The sequence below is a fragment of the Coprococcus intestinalis genome (assembly GCF_023656595.1).
In the GTDB taxonomy this organism is placed as follows: Bacteria; Bacillota; Clostridia; order Lachnospirales; family Lachnospiraceae; genus Coprococcus_A; species Coprococcus_A intestinihominis.
This window is the reverse complement of record NZ_JAMOKJ010000033.1, coordinates 1-15,918: the sequence shown is the minus strand read 5'-3', so window position 1 is coordinate 15,918 and position 15,918 is coordinate 1. Positions and strand designations below refer to the sequence as shown.

Sequence of the window (15,918 nt, the reverse complement as noted above, 5' to 3'; positions counted from 1 at the left end):
ATTTTAACTCCGTTTTCAGGGATTTCATATATCTAAGTCATTATTTTTCTATTTTGTATAGAATTTAACCCTGCAAAGTAGAATTTACTTCTGCAAAGTAGAAGTTACTTTTGCAACTCACCAAAAAAGGGATTCAAGATGCGTCTGTTCAACACAGGCACTCTTTAAATCCCTTATCTTGATTATTTTTCACTTCCATGCAGTTCGTAATAAAAGATATATTGCTGCATAATGCCCCGAATGCCTTTGTAACGACGATTCGGGAATCCCCGTTTATAATGTTGTTCCATTACCTGACGGATATGGGTATCCACCGGAAATGCATCCAAATGATGCAGGGCAAAAAGGCAGATACAGTCTGCCACTTTTTCTCCAACACCAAAGAGTTTTAAAAGTTCCGCCCTTGCTTTCTGGTAATTCAACCTACTGATCCATGCCAGGTCCACTTCACCGGAAGATACGGCTTTGGCGGCACGGACCACATATTTACTTCTATAACCCAGGTTGCAGGCCATCAAAGCATCTTCTTCAAGCCCGGCAAGTGCCTGGGCTGTCGGAAAAGCATAATAACAGACACCATTCGACGCTGCCTTTGCCGTTCCATAGGTCTCACAGATATTCTTAATACAGCGGCGAATTCTGACGATATTATTTTGCTGGGAAATAAGGAACGTAACAATCATCTCCCACAAATCCTGATTCAGGATTCTTACACCCCATGCCAACTGAGCAGCCGCTGTCAGATAGGTATCATTCGGGTTGATCTGCGCCATCACAACACCATAATCCGTCTCAATATCAAAATAATGCCGCCAGAAATCCCGATATTCGACTTCAGTGCAGTCAAAGCGGACCCTATTTCCCTGCTGCTCCAACTCCAGATATCTGTCCCCGGCAATGACCTGATATCGGCCATCCTGTATTTCCTCCATACGAAAGCATTGCCCGGATTCACAGATCTGGGCAATGCTGAAATTCTCTAAAATTTTCTCTGTCATATTTTTATGCTTCAAATATCCACGGCACTAATCAAGAAAAGCGGCAAATTCGCTGGCTTCCCCGATATCACGGAGGAGATTCTCACGTTTCTCATCAAAGAGCAGCGATTTATTGTAGCGATCATATTTTGCAGAACCATTGTCCCTGATAAAACGTGCACAATACTTATTGGCATTCAGCTCTGTGATAAAGATGACCATTTCCTGGCTCTCTCCAAAAGCACTTTCCATAAAGGAAAAAGCATTCTCAAGGTAAGCAGCCGCTGTCTGAATGAGCTGTTTTCGCTCTTCTGTATCCTTGGCAAAAGATGCCTTAATAAAGGCAAAGGCTTCATCCGGATCCAGACGATTATCCTTGACCAGCTGCTGACGATACTGCTCCAGTGTCTTCAAAATCAGTTTCATACTGAGCAATTTGGATGCATCATAGAGCCCACGCTCCTTATTCAGCTTCAGCTCTTCCTCCACCTGCTCTGCCTTTTCCGACAAAATCGCTGCTGTTCTGGAACCATCCTTCGGTGCACGGCCAAGAACAAACTTCAGCTCCTTCAAAATCTCATAGAGATCCCGGACATACTGATCTTTGTCAAAAACTTCCGTAAATGCCGCAGTAAGCTTGCTGATCAACAGATTAATAACACTGAGTTTCTCATCAAAGGATGCTTTCTGAATACGATCAATGGAAGACGGCTTCACATTGCCCTGTACAACGGCATCCACATCATAGTCCGTCTGATACTTCTTATATAAATCCAGATAATTGGCAAAATCCTTGGCGATCCGACGATTCTGGATGTACTGCAGGATCACAGACTCATCCACAGGAATATCCAGCTGCTCATAAACCTGCATCAGCCTGGACAAATCCTCCCAACCACGGGCCGTAACAATCTCTTTGCCATCCACCGTTGTCTCAATCTGATAAAAATTCTCTTTCTTGATATCCAGATAAGACAAAATCGCACTGTGGATATGGTTCTCATAAGCATAGGTCTTCCATACCGGATAATTTTCTTCCACATTGATCCGTTTGACACGGTCAAGGGTGACAATGTCGAATTCTCTGACAGACTGGTTGTATTCCGGCGGATTACCGGCTGTCACAATCACCCATCCCTCAGGAATCTGGTGATTGCCGAAAGTTTTGCCCTGCAAAAACTGCAGCATAGTCGGTGCCAGTGTCTCGGATACACAGTTGATCTCATCTATAAACAAAATACCTTCTTTGAGCCCGGTTGCTTCCATCTTCTCATAAATAGACGCTACGATCTCACTCATTGTGTATTCTGTGATTGAATACTCTTTGCCGCCGAAATTCTTTTTCTCGATGAATGGCAGACCGATGGCGCTCTGTCTCGTATGATGGGTAATCGTATAAGAAACCAGTGCCACACCACACTCCCTTGCCACCTGTGACATAATAGCTGTCTTGCCGATACCCGGCGGTCCGATCAGAAGAATCGGTCTCTGTCTGACCACAGGAATCGCATAATCTCCCAATGCATCTTTTGTCAGGTAAGCCTGAACGGTATGCCTGATCTCATCCTTTGCCTGTTTAATGTTCATGGTCTAATCCTCCCATTTGTATATCCTCCGGTCCAAGAATCAGCTTGATGGCCCAAGGAGGCACATGTCTGTCATTATAACTTTCCTCAAGAAAAACAAAGGCCACATCGTAATCCGGACGTCTGGCCGGGTAAGTGCCGTAGCCATCCGTAAAATACAGAAGTCCCTTCAGATGTCTGAACACCTTCTTGCGGCACAGCTCATTGACATACTCAAAAGCCGGTCTGAAATCCGTACCGCCGAAACCGATAATCTTAAAATTCTCCATATAACGCTTCATGTCTTCTTCAGAGGTGATCACATCATCCTGTTGAGCCTTGGCATCACATTGGATAATGTGCACATTCATTTTCCTGAAAAAATTGTCCTTATTTGTCAGAATGGCAAATGTCTCCTCCAGAAAACGACGCACATACTCACCGGAACAGGACTCTGACGTATCAATAACAATGGCCAGTTCCTCTATCTTGCGGACTTCCTTGTATTCAAGGGCCTCGATCAGGGGCATATTGCCATAATGATTCAGACCGTATGTATAATAAATATAATCATAACTGTCCAGATCCAGTCGTATTTCTTCTCGAAGCGTTGTAAATTTCTGAAGAAAACGTTTGTAATCATAACGTTCTCTTGTAGCTATTTTAATATAGTCATAAAGGTCTCCAGCCATCTCAGCCGCGTCTTTAGAACAGGTCTCCATATTCGTGCGCATTTTCTCACTGATCTCCTGCCACTGTTTCTCCTGCTCCTTACGTTCCTGCTCTTTCTGTTCCTTCTGTCTGTCATTGTTCTGATTGTTCTGATCATTGTTCTCATCATCCTGCTTGTCCTCGTTGTTCTGATTCTGATCATTCCGGCCGTCGCCATCCTTCTGATCCTCCTGCTCCGAATCCCAGAAAACATGATCGTCCACCACAAACTGCTTCTTAGCCGCTTCCATCTCAAGCCAAGTCAGAGGCCTTTTTGTCAGCGACTTATAAATGCCCTCTGCTGTCAGCACCTTCATCTCTGACTTCAGTCGGTCATATATGGCCTGTCGTTCATCCGGTACAACAAGCCGAATACATCGGTAATTCATCTGATCAATGATGGCTGTAACTGCAATATCGCAGCTGAGATTCCAGACATCTTCATCCTTGTCACGGTTATGAAACATATGTCTGAATACACAATGCAGCAGCATATGCAGATAAGCCCGATTCACCAGCACACTGTCATTCTGATAATTCTCTATCAGATATCTCGGATTAAAGCGAATCTTCTGACTGTCCGTACCGATCGTCTTCATGGACAGATCCATTTCATAACCCAGACTATTCAGTGCAATATCCAAAAAACGCATAGAGACATACAATTCTGTCTTGGAAGCATTCAAAATGTCAGTTCCGGCCTTGATCAGCTTCTCTTTCATCTCATGCATGTCAAAACCTCCTATAAATCAAAGGACTCATCTGCCATACTAAAATTCCGGTGTTTATAATCCATCAGAAAAGCAGTAAATTCTGTCTTGTCAAGGGACAGCGCCAGATCAATGGCCTGGTCTGTCTCATCACTGTCAAGCACACCCAGATCGACCAAAAAAGTCAGCTTGTCCTTGTCATCCTCCTGAATAAACTTCTTCGCCGCTTCCAAAGCGTGTTCTGCAATATAATCCTTGTACGTATGCTCGCCTTCCAACGTCAATGCATAAGGATACATCAGACGCTCCATAGCCACCGTGATGATCGTATCAAAGGGATCACCCCTTAAAAGGACATAGAACATCCCATCGTATTTGTTATAATCCACATCCTGGATACCGATACAGTAGCGGATATACTTGCCGGAACCAATCTCCGTAGACTCAAACTGCTTACACATGGAAGCCACATTGGCGACCACTTCGTAATCATGCTCCGTAAAAATAACTCTGGCCTCCTCCACAGGCTTATCCGGATATAAATGCCGCACAATCACGTGAATCTGCTGGTTCAAATCATCCAGGATACTACCGATACTGATATCCAGCCCTTCAATCTTGTCCTGAACAATCTCTGAAAGCTTCTCGCAGTTCTTGAAAGCACCAAAACCAATAGATCGGATATGGGCTGTCAGATGTACCTGTTCCAATGCCCAGCAATTATAAAAAGCGTAATTGCCAATGGATTTCAGTGAATCCGGAAAATCCAGATTCAACAGTTCCCTGCATTCACTGAAACCATGATGGTCGATCACCTCCAACGTATCCGGAAACTGAATATACTTCATAGACTTCTCCGAGAAAGCATAGGGCTCAATCTTCGTCACTTTGAAACCATCAATAGACGCCGGAATCACAACACGCATCTCATCGCCTTCATACTTCACAATGGTTGCCGTGCCGTCCACCACGCCATAGCGCATCGATTCCTTCTCAGAAAAACGTGTGTCAAAAATCATACTGTTCACCTCTGAATCTATTCGCTAAAGTCCTGTGCAAACAGGGGCTTCAGCTCATTACTCGCGTAGACTCGCAAAAAAAATGCTGCATTGTCGGCTCCATATCTGGAAACGCCTACATATGCAGCATTCTATATAGATCTCATCATTATAAACTGCCTTCCAGCAGTCCTCTCATCCGCATCAGAGAAGCAATCCCTGTTACTCCTGAAGGAAATCCTTCAGCTTGCGGCTTCTGGACGGATGTCTCAGCTTGCGCAGCGCTTTCGCCTCAATCTGACGAATACGTTCACGCGTAACCTTAAATTCCTTGCCAACCTCTTCCAGTGTTCTGGCCTGTCCATCAATCAGGCCAAAACGAAGCTCAATAACCTTGCGTTCACGGTCTGTCAACGTATCCAGTGCGTTCACCAGTTCCTTCTTCAGCATCTGATAGTCAGCCGAATCAGATGGTGAAAGCATATTCTCATCTTCGATAAAATCTCCGAGACTGGAATCTTCTTCCTCACCAATCGGGCTGTCCATAGAAACAGGATCACGTGAAATCTCAAGAGCCTCTTCTACCTTCTGTTTGGTTGTTCCAAGACGCTCTGCAATCTCTTCGCTGGTAGGTTCTCTTCCCAGCTCCTGTAAAAGATTCCTGGACATACGCAATGTCTTGTTGATTGTCTCTACCATGTGCACGGGCACACGAATTGTCTTACCTTTATCAGCAATACCTCGGGTAATAGACTGGCGGATCCACCAGGTTGCATATGTACTGAACTTGAATCCCTTGGCATAATCAAACTTCTCGACAGCTTTGATCAGACCCATGTTGCCTTCCTGGATCAGATCAAGGAACGGAATGCCGCGGCCCACATACTTCTTCGCAATACTGACTACCAGACGAAGATTGGCTTCAATAATTCTATCCTTGGCCTTCTGGTCACCCGCTTCTGCTCTCTTGGAAAGCTCAACTTCCTCCTCAGGGGATAAAAGCTTCACACTTCCTATTTCCTTCAGATACATTCTGACAGGATCTTCCAGGCTGACACCTTCCAGTGCATCAACATCATCCAGCAGTTCAACTTCTTCTTCCTGGTGATCGAGGAACTCATCATCGTCATCCTGTGCTTCCGGAATATTAATAATATCAATATTCTTCGCTTCCAGGAATTCGTAAACTTCTTCCATCTTCTCCTCGTCAAACTCGAAGCCCTTGAACGCATCATTGATGTCGCCATAATCAAGCTCATTTTTTTTCTTCTTTGCCTTCTCCAGCAAACTATTCAAGATCTGCAAAAATACAGCTTCATCCATTGAATGTACCTCTTTCATATTCTATCATCGTCAATAAAAACACTTTTTTAATAAAGCATAACGCTAATACGGTCATTATCCTATATTAAACAAGTGTACCTACTATTATAATGATATTTTTGAAAAAATCAATGGCATTCTGCAAAATTTTATGGTTTTTTTACAGATTAGCAAAATATTTCTCAATTTGCTCTCTTGCAGCCTTCAAACTGCCCTGGAACATCTCCTTCGAACCGCCGCCACGGCCATCAAGGGCCTCATTCATCGCCTTACCTGCTGCAATAACATCCACATCTCTGCCGCCCATCACATAACGATAACCGTTTTCATCATCCCCGTCAAAGCATCCACAAAGGCCGCTGCACTTCTCAACCAGAAGATTAAAAGCATACCGCATGTTGCTCTTGTCCATATGCTTATCAAAAAAGCATATATTCTGTTCATTCTCCGGCAGCGCTGTAATCTTCTCCTGCAGGATATCCATCTTCATCCCAGTCATCTCCTGCTTCAGCGCCAGATCCTCATTCTTCAGCTTCTCTACCGCAGCAGCCACTTCATAAGGCTTCGCAGACAACTGCGCGGAAATATCATAAACATTACGTTCCTTCTCAAGGGCATCTGCCAGTGCTCTGAAACCGCAGAGCATCTGAATGCGCACGCCGCCTTTATACTTCTCCATCCCCGTCAGTCGAATCATGCCGATCTCGCCGGTAGAATGAACATGGGGTGCACAGCAGGCACAGATATCATAGCCCGGGATCTCCACAATACGAATCGGTCCGTCTATCTCCTTCTTGCTGCGGTAAGGAATCTCCATCAGTTCCTCCCTTGAAGGCCATGTAATCTTCACCGGAAGATTCTTCACAACTGCCTCATTCGCTTTATGCTCGATCATACGGAGCTGTTTCCTGGTGATCACACCATCAAAATCCATGGTCACGGCTTCGCTTCCCAAATGAAAACCTACATTATTCAGCCTGAAGTATTCATGAATAAGTCCGGATACAATATGCTCGCCCGTATGCTGCTGCATATCTGAGAAACGCTTCTCCCAATCGACACAACCTGTAACCGTATCGCCTTCCCACAGCGGTTCCTTCACCCAATGGTAGATCACTCTGTCCTTCTCCAGTACCTTCTCCACCGGAATATCATTGAGTGTGCCTCTGTCGCAGCTCTGACCGCCCTCTTCCGGGAAAAACATTGTCTGGTTCAATGTGATCTTATATAAATCACCATCCTGCTCACAAGATAATACGCACCCCTCAAACAATGTCTGGTGGCTATCTTCATCAAAAAGTCTGATTGTCTCTATCATTCTCTTCAAGTCCTTTCCTGAAATGTCCTGTTGAAATTTATCGTCTGCCAAACAGCCGCTCAAAATCCCTTTTAACTTCTCTATAGATAATACTATGGAATACATAATCACCAAAATAGCGTTGCAAAATGGATGTCCTTTCTCTTAATACATCCGACTCACACTTGCCGAGCCTCTGCAATTGACCGGTACCATGTAAATCAGCTGCAGAAGCCAAATCCCCGGAAGCGCCGATTCTGTCAGCATCCTCCCGGAATTCTAAAATCGGTGAGATATCCTCTCCCTCATCTGTCTTCACTTCTATGTAACGGATGCCGGAAAATCCATCACCGCGACAGACCCAGCCGATCTTCCTGGCGGGCTGTCTGACTGCTGACAAAGCCGGTACAATCTCTGTCGTAATCCTTCGTATGGCATCATCCGACAACGTCCATATTCTCTGTATCTTCTTCAATAACTGCCAATCCGAATAGGCCGCCTCCGATCTATCAGAATGCCTTCCCTGCTTCAGCATTAAATCTGTCTGCGGCAGATCCGGCCGGATATCCAGCAATTCTGTCACATCATCGACTCTTGACCTTATCAGTGCAGTCAGGCTGGCACAAACATTAATCTCGATGTTCGTCACACTCAGCTGTTCCAGTCTATGTATAATCCGGTCATAATCACCTGTATACAATGTCAGAATAGATTCACTGTTCCCTGTCCACCGCTTACTGCGCAGTCTCCTCAGCTTACTCTCCGTATATTCCGCCAACAGTACATCGACATGCCCGTCAAATATATTCTTCCTGTCCATGGCACGCATCGTCTGATCTCTGATCATATCCACAGCAATCTCTCTTGCCGTATCCGGCCCCAAGGTCAGCAAATCCAGGTCATAGCAATACTCTCTCCTGTTCCTGATCATATGTTCTTCAAAATCAAAAGATACCCCTGCCTTATCTTCGATCCTGTAGATGCCTCTGCCTCCGGATACAACAGCCTCCAGCGTCTTCGCCTCCGCTGAACCATTGTAGATGCACACCGACAATGTTCTCTGTCGGAAATTCATATTCCCGCGAATACATACCTTCCCAGTATCATCAATACTATAACCATCAAACAGACGATAAATATTGTCAAAATGTGTCTGAATGATCGACTCATACGTTCTCAAAACACGCGCAAAGAAATGACAGGCATATTCAAAATTGATATTTACTTCCGACGCTGCATAATTTCTTCCGTACGCAAGGGCCTTCACATAAAGCCTCAGATTGTTCTGCTCCAGATAATCCAGAATCCAATTCTGACTGCAGTGATTGGCCAAAATGCCCGCCAGATAACAAATACTCTCATCATACCGCTTGTCCGATTTATGGGCATCCATCCATATATTCAACTGTTCCGCGCTGAGTCCCGATAAATAGCAGGCCATAAAGAACTGATGAAATACGCTGTATCTGAAATGAACAGTCTGTGAACGCCGTGTAATAAAACCAGCAGCCTCTATCTGAGTACAAATCTCTGACCGCTCCCAGTTCAAAAAACGTTCTTCACTATCCCCATTGACATAACTATCCGCTGCATATTCGCACAAAACAGCAAAAATTCTGTCACGATTCTCCGGTGAACAGCTCATAGACTTCATTCTCATATCTATATAGGCTTCCAGAAGCGCCGTGTGATTCGATAAAACTGTCCAGTCATCGGAATGCACTGCTGAATGTACTGCTGTCATCGCATACATACGAATAAACAAGGGCGTTCGAAGTACTTCCAGAAGCCGTCCCGGCATCCGTCGGATCTCACAGCTCCTATTCCTCTCGTCTCCACCAATCATCCTTAAAGCCGCATCACGTTCAAGCCACCGGATAATCTGCTCATCGCTGACAGGATCAATCGTATAATACACAAAATCCGAATGGAAATCTCGTCTGTCACACTGCATTCTGGAAGCAATGATCACCGTATTGTCTGTGTCATGGCCCAGACAATACAGCTCAGAAAGTAAAAAACTTCCGGTCTCGGACTGCGCATCAACTGCATCCGCCAGCAGGACAAACCCGCCTGCACGCAATCGCTCCCTGACTAATTCTTCAGTGACTAGGGGAAAATGCCCGCTGAGTGCTCTCACAATCCCCTTCTCAATCGAATCCCAGACAATACTGCAATCCCTTCCATCAAGAAACACCGGCAGACGATCTGAATCATCCCTGCAGTCCGCCAGATAATCCCTCAGCAGCAGCCACATCAAATAGGACTTCCCGCCTCCGGGCTCTGAAGTAATCACCATGCATTGGCCGCCCAGAAGATGCTCATAGGCTCTCGCATCCCCATTTCTGCTGATATCCAGATCATAGCACAACTCTGAAAGCGCCTCATCCGAACAGACATGCAATGCATTCATACAGCATATACGCATCGCATGCCTGTAATTCTCCAGGGCCTCTCTATCCATCCATTTGTTCCTTGCAGCAGAATTGTCCATATGGTCTGTATCCTTTCGTGCCAATCCGTATTTCTACACCTCAGCTTCAGCGGTATCCTAGTTTTAGATTCTCGCCAGAAGTTCGGTTGGCGTAAATGCCATAACTTTACTCCGGGTGAAATCCTTCAAATTTCTTGTGATAATATAATCAGCATGGACAGATTCCGCCGTTGCACTTTGAACGGCGTCCTCAAAATCTTTCCATTTCATATTCACAGCTCTTTCCAGAACTGCCGGACTGAAATCTGCAAATTTAAAAATCAGATTCAGCTTACGAAACACTTCTTCAATCTGATCTGGTGTCAGCTGCTTTCTCATGACATACATCATATTGGCATAAGTCAATGTTGAAAGGTAGCCCTTTGCCTGTTCTGTTTCGCAGAGTTTCCAAACCACCGAAGAATCTTTGACAAATTCCGATCGATTCAGAAGAACATCCAACACAATATTGGTATCAATCAACAGAACCATACTTTGCCCTCATGCTTTCTGCCTTGACCTCATCCAAGTCATAGTCTTCCTTCAAAATTCCAGTAAGAGAATCTGTCAGATAAGACACAGTGGCATCTTTCGGAATAAACCGACCAACTTCCCTTCCATTCTTTGTCACGATGATTTCCTGTCCGGACATCACAAGATTCAGATACCTTCCGAAATTGTTCTGCATTTCGGTTGCAGTTGCGGTTGCAGTAATCATATCATCGCCTCCTTATTTTAGCTAATTTTATTATACTTCAAATTAGCTATTTTATCAACCTGTCCGCAAAATATATTTCTGTAAACTTCCTGAAATTATTCCTCGAATAAGAATCATCTTTTTCCTCCAATGAATGGCATGGTATATACAGTATCTTACTTTTTGTACTTTTCAATCAGGCACTGATGTTCTTTATTTTCCTTATCATAATTAATTCCAACCATCAAAATATCCCCTGTATAATTCAAAACTGATTGCGGATATTTCTTGTTTTTTATCTGATCCAAAGCTGTTTTTGCATTCTTGTTCCATTTTAATTCAACAACCATCGCCGGATAATCTTCCCTGTATTCAGGTTTTGGAATATAGACAAAATCTGCAAATCCTCTTCCCGTTGGCAATTCACGAACCGGTTTAAAATAATACTGCATCGCACTTAAATACGCAACTGTCAACACACTGCTCAATGAATTTTCGTTATTGTACTGAATAACAGATACATATTCATTATGAATTTTCTCTATCTGCTCTGCAACCGCTTCACCATTCATATCTAATGTTGCATCGAGAAGACTTTCTGACTCCTGCTCAAACAACTGCATCTCATTCCAGGCCCTACTCTCAACTGCCAACATCAATTCCTGCCTGATTTCTTCATTCGGAACAAATGCATTCTTTCTTGACTGATCATATCCGAGATATCCCAAATGGATCATATAAGTCAGTACTTCATTCTTACTCCGAATATTGACTATATCGTTCGTAAATGTTGCTGTATTGACCTTAACCGCACTTCCAGAAAGCATTTCGATAATAGCCGTTTTTAATCCGTCATAATTTCTATTAATAAGGGGTACAATGGCTTCATAGGACGCTGTTTCTGACCAATAACTTTTAAATTCACCCTTTAGCATAACACTGACAACTGCACGTGGATTATAAACTTGGTAATCATTCAAAAAATATCCGTCATACCATCTTTTTACCTTTTCAAAATCCTGATGATAAGCTTCAGAAAGCTTGCGTACCTCATCTTCGGTAAAACCGATATACTTTGCCAGCACACTCGGACTGAGCATTGTAAATTCATCAAAATTGTTTAATGCAGATTGTGTCTTCTCTTTTCTAATCGGCAGAATGCCCGTTAAATAAGCCAATTGAATATATTTGGTCGGTTCTGTTCCTTTAAATAACCCACGTAAAAAACTAATATACTCATTCTGGACTTTCAAATTAGCAGCTTCATCACGAATTACAACATCCCACTCATCAATAATGATAACAAATCTCCTGCCCGTTGCAACATTAATACGCGCTAAAACTTCCGGCAAAGACCGCATATTTTTTGTCACCACATCCGGATAATACATCATCAATTCCATAATCGTCTGCTCTGAAATGTATGATACAATATGTTCCGGGCCACCTGCCGGTTCCATACACCGCTGCACATCCAAATGAATGACATCATACTTATTCAAATGTTTTTTGAAATCTGGTGATTGACTTATTTCTAATTGTGAAAACATTTCTTCAGAATCACAACCTCTGCTGTAATAAGCCGTAAGCATATTGGCCGTAATTGATTTTCCAAAACGTCTTGGACGGCTATTACATATATAAGCATCCGTAGATGCCAAAACACTATTGGTATAATTAAGCAATCCACTCTTATCAACATATATTTTTGCATTTAATGTTGCCTGAAACGCATCATTTCCTGGATTTACAAAATTGCCCATTGTCTCTCACCTCCATCAGATTTTATATGGATAATCGATTGCTGCATTTTCTTTTCATTATAGCTCTTTTTTTCTAATACGTCATCCCTTCAGCCAGATATTGACACTTCTGATTTATAACCAACATGTAATCAAATGACGTCTCAGCAAATGCTATCGTTCTTAACACAAAATCCTGCATAACCTCTGATAGACGTGTAGAAAGCAAGTAACTTTATTAACCAACAGGGCAATGATCCGTTCCTAGCGGAACAGCGCTCCGCTCATGCGGAGCGAGTGCTCTGTTTTTGCGGAATATGCACCTCGCATCGATTATCCTCCGAATCAGAATTCTATTCTTAACAAAAAATATCATCCAGAAATCTTCCGGATGATATTTAAGATATCCTTAATATTAATTATAATCTATCACTTAGTAAGGTGCAAGATTGGCATTTATATTTTTTATAAAAGTTTCACGATATGCAACCAACATCCTCTTAGACTCTGATATAATACACATGTCACTATCCCCTCAGGTATTAATTACCTGCGCACCTGAAAAGGAGACACTTATTATGACACCAGCAGAAAAAGAAAAAATCATAACTGAAAATCGTCCTTTTATTCGCCAACATGTAAAACAGAAATTTCCAAAATTCATGAAAATCTATGACGAACTCTGCTCAGCTGCCGAAGCAGCGGTCTGGCTGGAATTAGAAAAATATTTACCTGAAAAAGGCACCATTACTACTTTTATGTCCTCTCGTATCCGTCATGGCGCCAGTACCTATATTGCAAAAAATATATTCAACGTCAGTAATTATTATTATAGGAAAATGGCTATTATTTTAAATTACACCAATTCCCACGAAGACATTGATCTTCATTGTTTTAACGATGTTAACTCCTTTATCGATACGGATACGTTTATAAAAAAAATCTCTGAAGGTACTGATTTACCCGAAAGAACAGTCAGAAACACGCTTGCTGTTTGTCGTATAAATAATCCGATCTTCCGTGACTCTACCCAAGTTTTTGTTGATCAGACCAGTTACTCTAATCATGAAGATTCATATGTTGATAATGAAGATATATCTATTGCACTTTCTGAATTAGATAATATTGACCAACAAATTATCATTTATAAGTTCGAACTAAATCACAAACCAGCACTATCAGACGAAGACATTGCCAAGCGCCTTTCATTATCACAAGAAGATGTCGTTTCACGCTTAGCATGCTGCCTTAAAATATTAGAAAACAGCCTGGTATTAAAAAAATATATCCGTAGATGTAATCTACCTGCTTTACAATAGGATTCTACATGGTTGAGTATTCCGGCTTCCGTGTCCATACTATCCGGACTTATGAAACCGTAATTCCGTTTTGAAGGAACCGTCATTCCGATGATGGAAGTATGCATATGTAGAAGCATTTCTGGAATTAAAAGAACAAATATTTGTTTCCGGCTGATTCGTAATGCCGGTTTCGATCAGCCGGAAGCAAATATAATGGATATTTTTGAAACCTATTGAAATCGACCAGAAAAACATTTTTCAACTTCTACTCCTAAGACGTAAGAAATGCTACTTCCTTATCAGATTTTGTCGTTCTAGAATGCTCTAAGGGAATGTCAAATCTTTTCAGTTTTACTGCGATATAATACTAAAGATATGCGTCCCTTTTTTCTGCCGAAAATACTCTTACTCACAATTTATCTGGAAGCTGTTTCCATCCTTTTCTTATTTTTATTCAAACAGTTTTTCATCTGTGATTTTCAAAATTTCATCTGGAAGTTCCTTCAAACTTGACGACGCATCCACAGATTCCTCATCCCAATAGCCAATCGATGACATTCACAACTTTTATACCATCGTAATTTCCGAGTGAAAATCGATCCAGTGTCAGGACAATCTTTTCATAATTATCCTGAATGCTACGCAGCGGTCTCATCTCTCTCTCAAAGGTTTCTTCCGCCGTCATATCAGCAGTCACCTGATAATAGGTAAGCACCCCTTCCTTCTGTGTCACAAAGTCAACCTCAGTAGAGCCGCATTTTCCAATATTGACTTTGCCGCCCCTTCGTGAAAGTTCAAGATACACAATGTTCTCAATGGTAAATCCAAGATCATACCGCTTTCTTGGAAGAATGTGGTTTCTGATTCCCATATCTACCATATAAAACTTATTATTGACCTTTAAGAGCTGCTTTCCCACAATGTCAAGCCTCTCCACGGGATAAAAAATGAAGGACTCTGTCAGAGCTTCAACATAATTACTGACTGTGTTTTGGGATACTTTCCTTCCCGCTGAGGTCAGGTAGTCTGTTATACTTTTCATAGACACCGGACTACCGATAACGCTTGCCAGATATCTGGCAATTGTCTTTAGCAATGCAATGTCTGTGATTTTTCGTTTTCCACCCTCTTTTTCTCTTCTTGCCTGCCGCTGCTCAATATCTTTTACAATGACGGTGTTATAGATTCCTTCCAAATACTGATCTATTTTTTCATCCGTGCGGTTCATTACTGCCACATACGGAATTCCGCCAGTTTTCATAAACTCTGCAAAAGCTTCCTCTTTTGCCATACCTGTCACCACCATATACTCGCGGAAGGAAAGCGGCAGCATCTTGATCTCTGTGTACCTTCCTGACAAAAGTGTTGCAAGCTCACTTGACAGCATATATGCATTGGAACCTGTGATATAAACATCTACATGTTCTCTAATATAAAGGCTGTCAACCACTTTCTCGAATGATGGAACTTCCTGAACCTCATCCAAAAAGATATATGTCATCTTATCTGCACACAAACGTTCTTTGAGGTAATTGTACAGCTTCATATAATCTTTTAAAGGTTCGTAATCCAGATTTTCAAAATTGATAGAAATAATCTGTTCTGGCGTGACTCCATTCGCTAAGAGTCTCTGCTGATACTGTTCCAGAAGTACAGATTTTCCACAGCGACGGATTCCGGTCACGACTTTGATCTGCTGCTCGTCTTTCCATGCCCAAAGCTGGTCAAGATATTCTTTTCGTTCAACCATATCTGCATTCCTCCTTTTTTCTCAATATAGCATATTATACGCAGAATATCAAATTATTTTCCCATTTCGGAAACTTTTATTATTTTAGCTTAATATTTTCCAATTGTAGAAATGATTATTCCAGGGCTCTCTGAGCCACCTGTCCGGACTTTGAGAGCCACCATTCCGGAGAATGGGAGCCATATATTCCGGTAATTCAGAGCCACCTTATTGGACTCTATTACTCCTGACATATTATCTGCACCTATCATTGTGACATGCTCCCACCACTTAAATCACAGATTTTGAAGTGGGGGCTTCTTGCTCAATGGCTCTACTGAGCCAAGTATCTACAAGCTATCCTCGCGTGCCCCGCGATTCATTTTTCCCCAGTT

At 42.5% G+C, this 15,918-nt stretch carries 12 protein-coding genes; 1 reads left to right on the top strand and 11 read right to left on the bottom strand.

All coding sequences use genetic code 11. The features are described 5' to 3' along the window. Nucleotides 1-182: 182 nt before the first annotated feature. The 10 genes from NBH03_RS15445 to NBH03_RS15400 all read right to left on the bottom strand — a co-directional run bounded on the left by NBH03_RS15445 (nt 183) and on the right by NBH03_RS15400 (nt 12,514). Complete coding sequence (locus NBH03_RS15445; RefSeq protein WP_250800093.1) at nt 183-998, bottom strand: DNA-3-methyladenine glycosylase family protein; 816 nt, start codon at nt 996-998, stop codon at nt 183-185. Between the two features lie 27 nt (nt 999-1,025). Next, the gene (locus NBH03_RS15440; protein ID WP_250800092.1) at nt 1,026-2,564 is read right to left on the bottom strand and encodes an ATP-binding protein; all 1,539 of its coding nucleotides are present in this window, start codon (nt 2,562-2,564) and stop codon (nt 1,026-1,028) included. Further along, on the bottom strand, nt 2,554-3,984 hold the full coding sequence (locus NBH03_RS15435) for a vWA domain-containing protein (protein WP_250800091.1): 1,431 nt from the start codon (nt 3,982-3,984) through the stop codon (nt 2,554-2,556). The genes NBH03_RS15440 and NBH03_RS15435 overlap by 11 nt, the downstream gene beginning before the upstream one ends. Nucleotides 3,985-3,995: 11 nt before the next feature. Then, nucleotides 3,996-4,982 carry a leucine-rich repeat domain-containing protein gene (locus tag NBH03_RS15430; RefSeq protein WP_250800090.1) on the bottom strand — a complete coding sequence of 329 codons (987 nt, stop codon included), beginning with the start codon at nt 4,980-4,982 and terminating at the stop codon, nt 3,996-3,998. Nucleotides 4,983-5,183: 201 nt separating this feature from the next. After that, nucleotides 5,184-6,284, bottom strand: coding sequence for an RNA polymerase sigma factor RpoD (gene rpoD, locus NBH03_RS15425; RefSeq protein WP_015514744.1), 1,101 nt, complete (start codon nt 6,282-6,284; stop codon nt 5,184-5,186). Between the two features lie 160 nt (nt 6,285-6,444). Beyond that, nucleotides 6,445-7,602: an alanyl-tRNA editing protein gene (locus NBH03_RS15420; RefSeq protein ID WP_250800089.1), complete on the bottom strand. Its 1,158-nt coding sequence runs from the start codon at nt 7,600-7,602 to the stop codon at nt 6,445-6,447. Between the two features lie 37 nt (nt 7,603-7,639). Continuing rightward, nucleotides 7,640-10,075: an NACHT domain-containing protein gene (locus NBH03_RS15415; protein WP_250800088.1), complete on the bottom strand. Its 2,436-nt coding sequence runs from the start codon at nt 10,073-10,075 to the stop codon at nt 7,640-7,642. 63 nt (nt 10,076-10,138) lie between these two features. Continuing rightward, nucleotides 10,139-10,546 carry a PIN domain-containing protein gene (locus NBH03_RS15410; protein WP_250800087.1) on the bottom strand — a complete coding sequence of 136 codons (408 nt, stop codon included), beginning with the start codon at nt 10,544-10,546 and terminating at the stop codon, nt 10,139-10,141. Then, a complete protein-coding gene (locus NBH03_RS15405; RefSeq protein ID WP_021924900.1) occupies nt 10,530-10,772 on the bottom strand; it encodes a type II toxin-antitoxin system Phd/YefM family antitoxin in 243 nt (80 codons plus the stop codon). The genes NBH03_RS15410 and NBH03_RS15405 overlap by 17 nt, the downstream gene beginning before the upstream one ends. Nucleotides 10,773-10,927: 155 nt before the next feature. Then, complete coding sequence (locus NBH03_RS15400) at nt 10,928-12,514, bottom strand: AAA family ATPase (protein WP_250800086.1); 1,587 nt, start codon at nt 12,512-12,514, stop codon at nt 10,928-10,930. 557 nt (nt 12,515-13,071) lie between these two features. Between NBH03_RS15400 and NBH03_RS15395 the strand changes: the two genes are divergently transcribed. Beyond that, on the top strand, nt 13,072-13,812 hold the full coding sequence (locus NBH03_RS15395; RefSeq protein ID WP_250800085.1) for an Lrp/AsnC family transcriptional regulator: 741 nt from the start codon (nt 13,072-13,074) through the stop codon (nt 13,810-13,812). A gap of 514 nt (nt 13,813-14,326) precedes the next feature. Here NBH03_RS15395 and NBH03_RS15390 read toward each other — a convergent pair. Continuing rightward, nucleotides 14,327-15,544, bottom strand: a complete 1,218-nt coding sequence (locus tag NBH03_RS15390) for an ATP-binding protein (protein ID WP_250800084.1) — start codon at nt 15,542-15,544, stop codon at nt 14,327-14,329. Between the last annotated feature and the right edge of the window lie 374 nt (nt 15,545-15,918).

Bases quoted from the DNA above. Each gene is read 5' to 3' on its own strand.
- NBH03_RS15410 (WP_250800087.1), bottom strand. From the start codon at position 10,546: ATGGTTCTGTTGATTGATACCAATATTGTGTTGGATGTTCTTCTGAAT.
- NBH03_RS15415 (WP_250800088.1), bottom strand. From the start codon at position 10,075: ATGGACAATTCTGCTGCAAGGAACAAATGGATGGATAGAGAGGCCCTG.
- NBH03_RS15435 (WP_250800091.1), bottom strand. From the start codon at position 3,984: ATGCATGAGATGAAAGAGAAGCTGATCAAGGCCGGAACTGACATTTTG.
- NBH03_RS15395 (WP_250800085.1), top strand. From the start codon at position 13,072: ATGACACCAGCAGAAAAAGAAAAAATCATAACTGAAAATCGTCCTTTT.
- NBH03_RS15390 (WP_250800084.1), bottom strand. From the start codon at position 15,544: ATGGTTGAACGAAAAGAATATCTTGACCAGCTTTGGGCATGGAAAGAC.
- rpoD (WP_015514744.1), bottom strand. From the start codon at position 6,284: ATGGATGAAGCTGTATTTTTGCAGATCTTGAATAGTTTGCTGGAGAAG.
- NBH03_RS15430 (WP_250800090.1), bottom strand. From the start codon at position 4,982: ATGATTTTTGACACACGTTTTTCTGAGAAGGAATCGATGCGCTATGGC.
- NBH03_RS15405 (WP_021924900.1), bottom strand. From the start codon at position 10,772: ATGATTACTGCAACCGCAACTGCAACCGAAATGCAGAACAATTTCGGA.
- NBH03_RS15440 (WP_250800092.1), bottom strand. From the start codon at position 2,564: ATGAACATTAAACAGGCAAAGGATGAGATCAGGCATACCGTTCAGGCT.
- NBH03_RS15445 (WP_250800093.1), bottom strand. From the start codon at position 998: ATGACAGAGAAAATTTTAGAGAATTTCAGCATTGCCCAGATCTGTGAA.
- NBH03_RS15420 (WP_250800089.1), bottom strand. From the start codon at position 7,602: ATGATAGAGACAATCAGACTTTTTGATGAAGATAGCCACCAGACATTG.
- NBH03_RS15400 (WP_250800086.1), bottom strand. From the start codon at position 12,514: ATGGGCAATTTTGTAAATCCAGGAAATGATGCGTTTCAGGCAACATTA.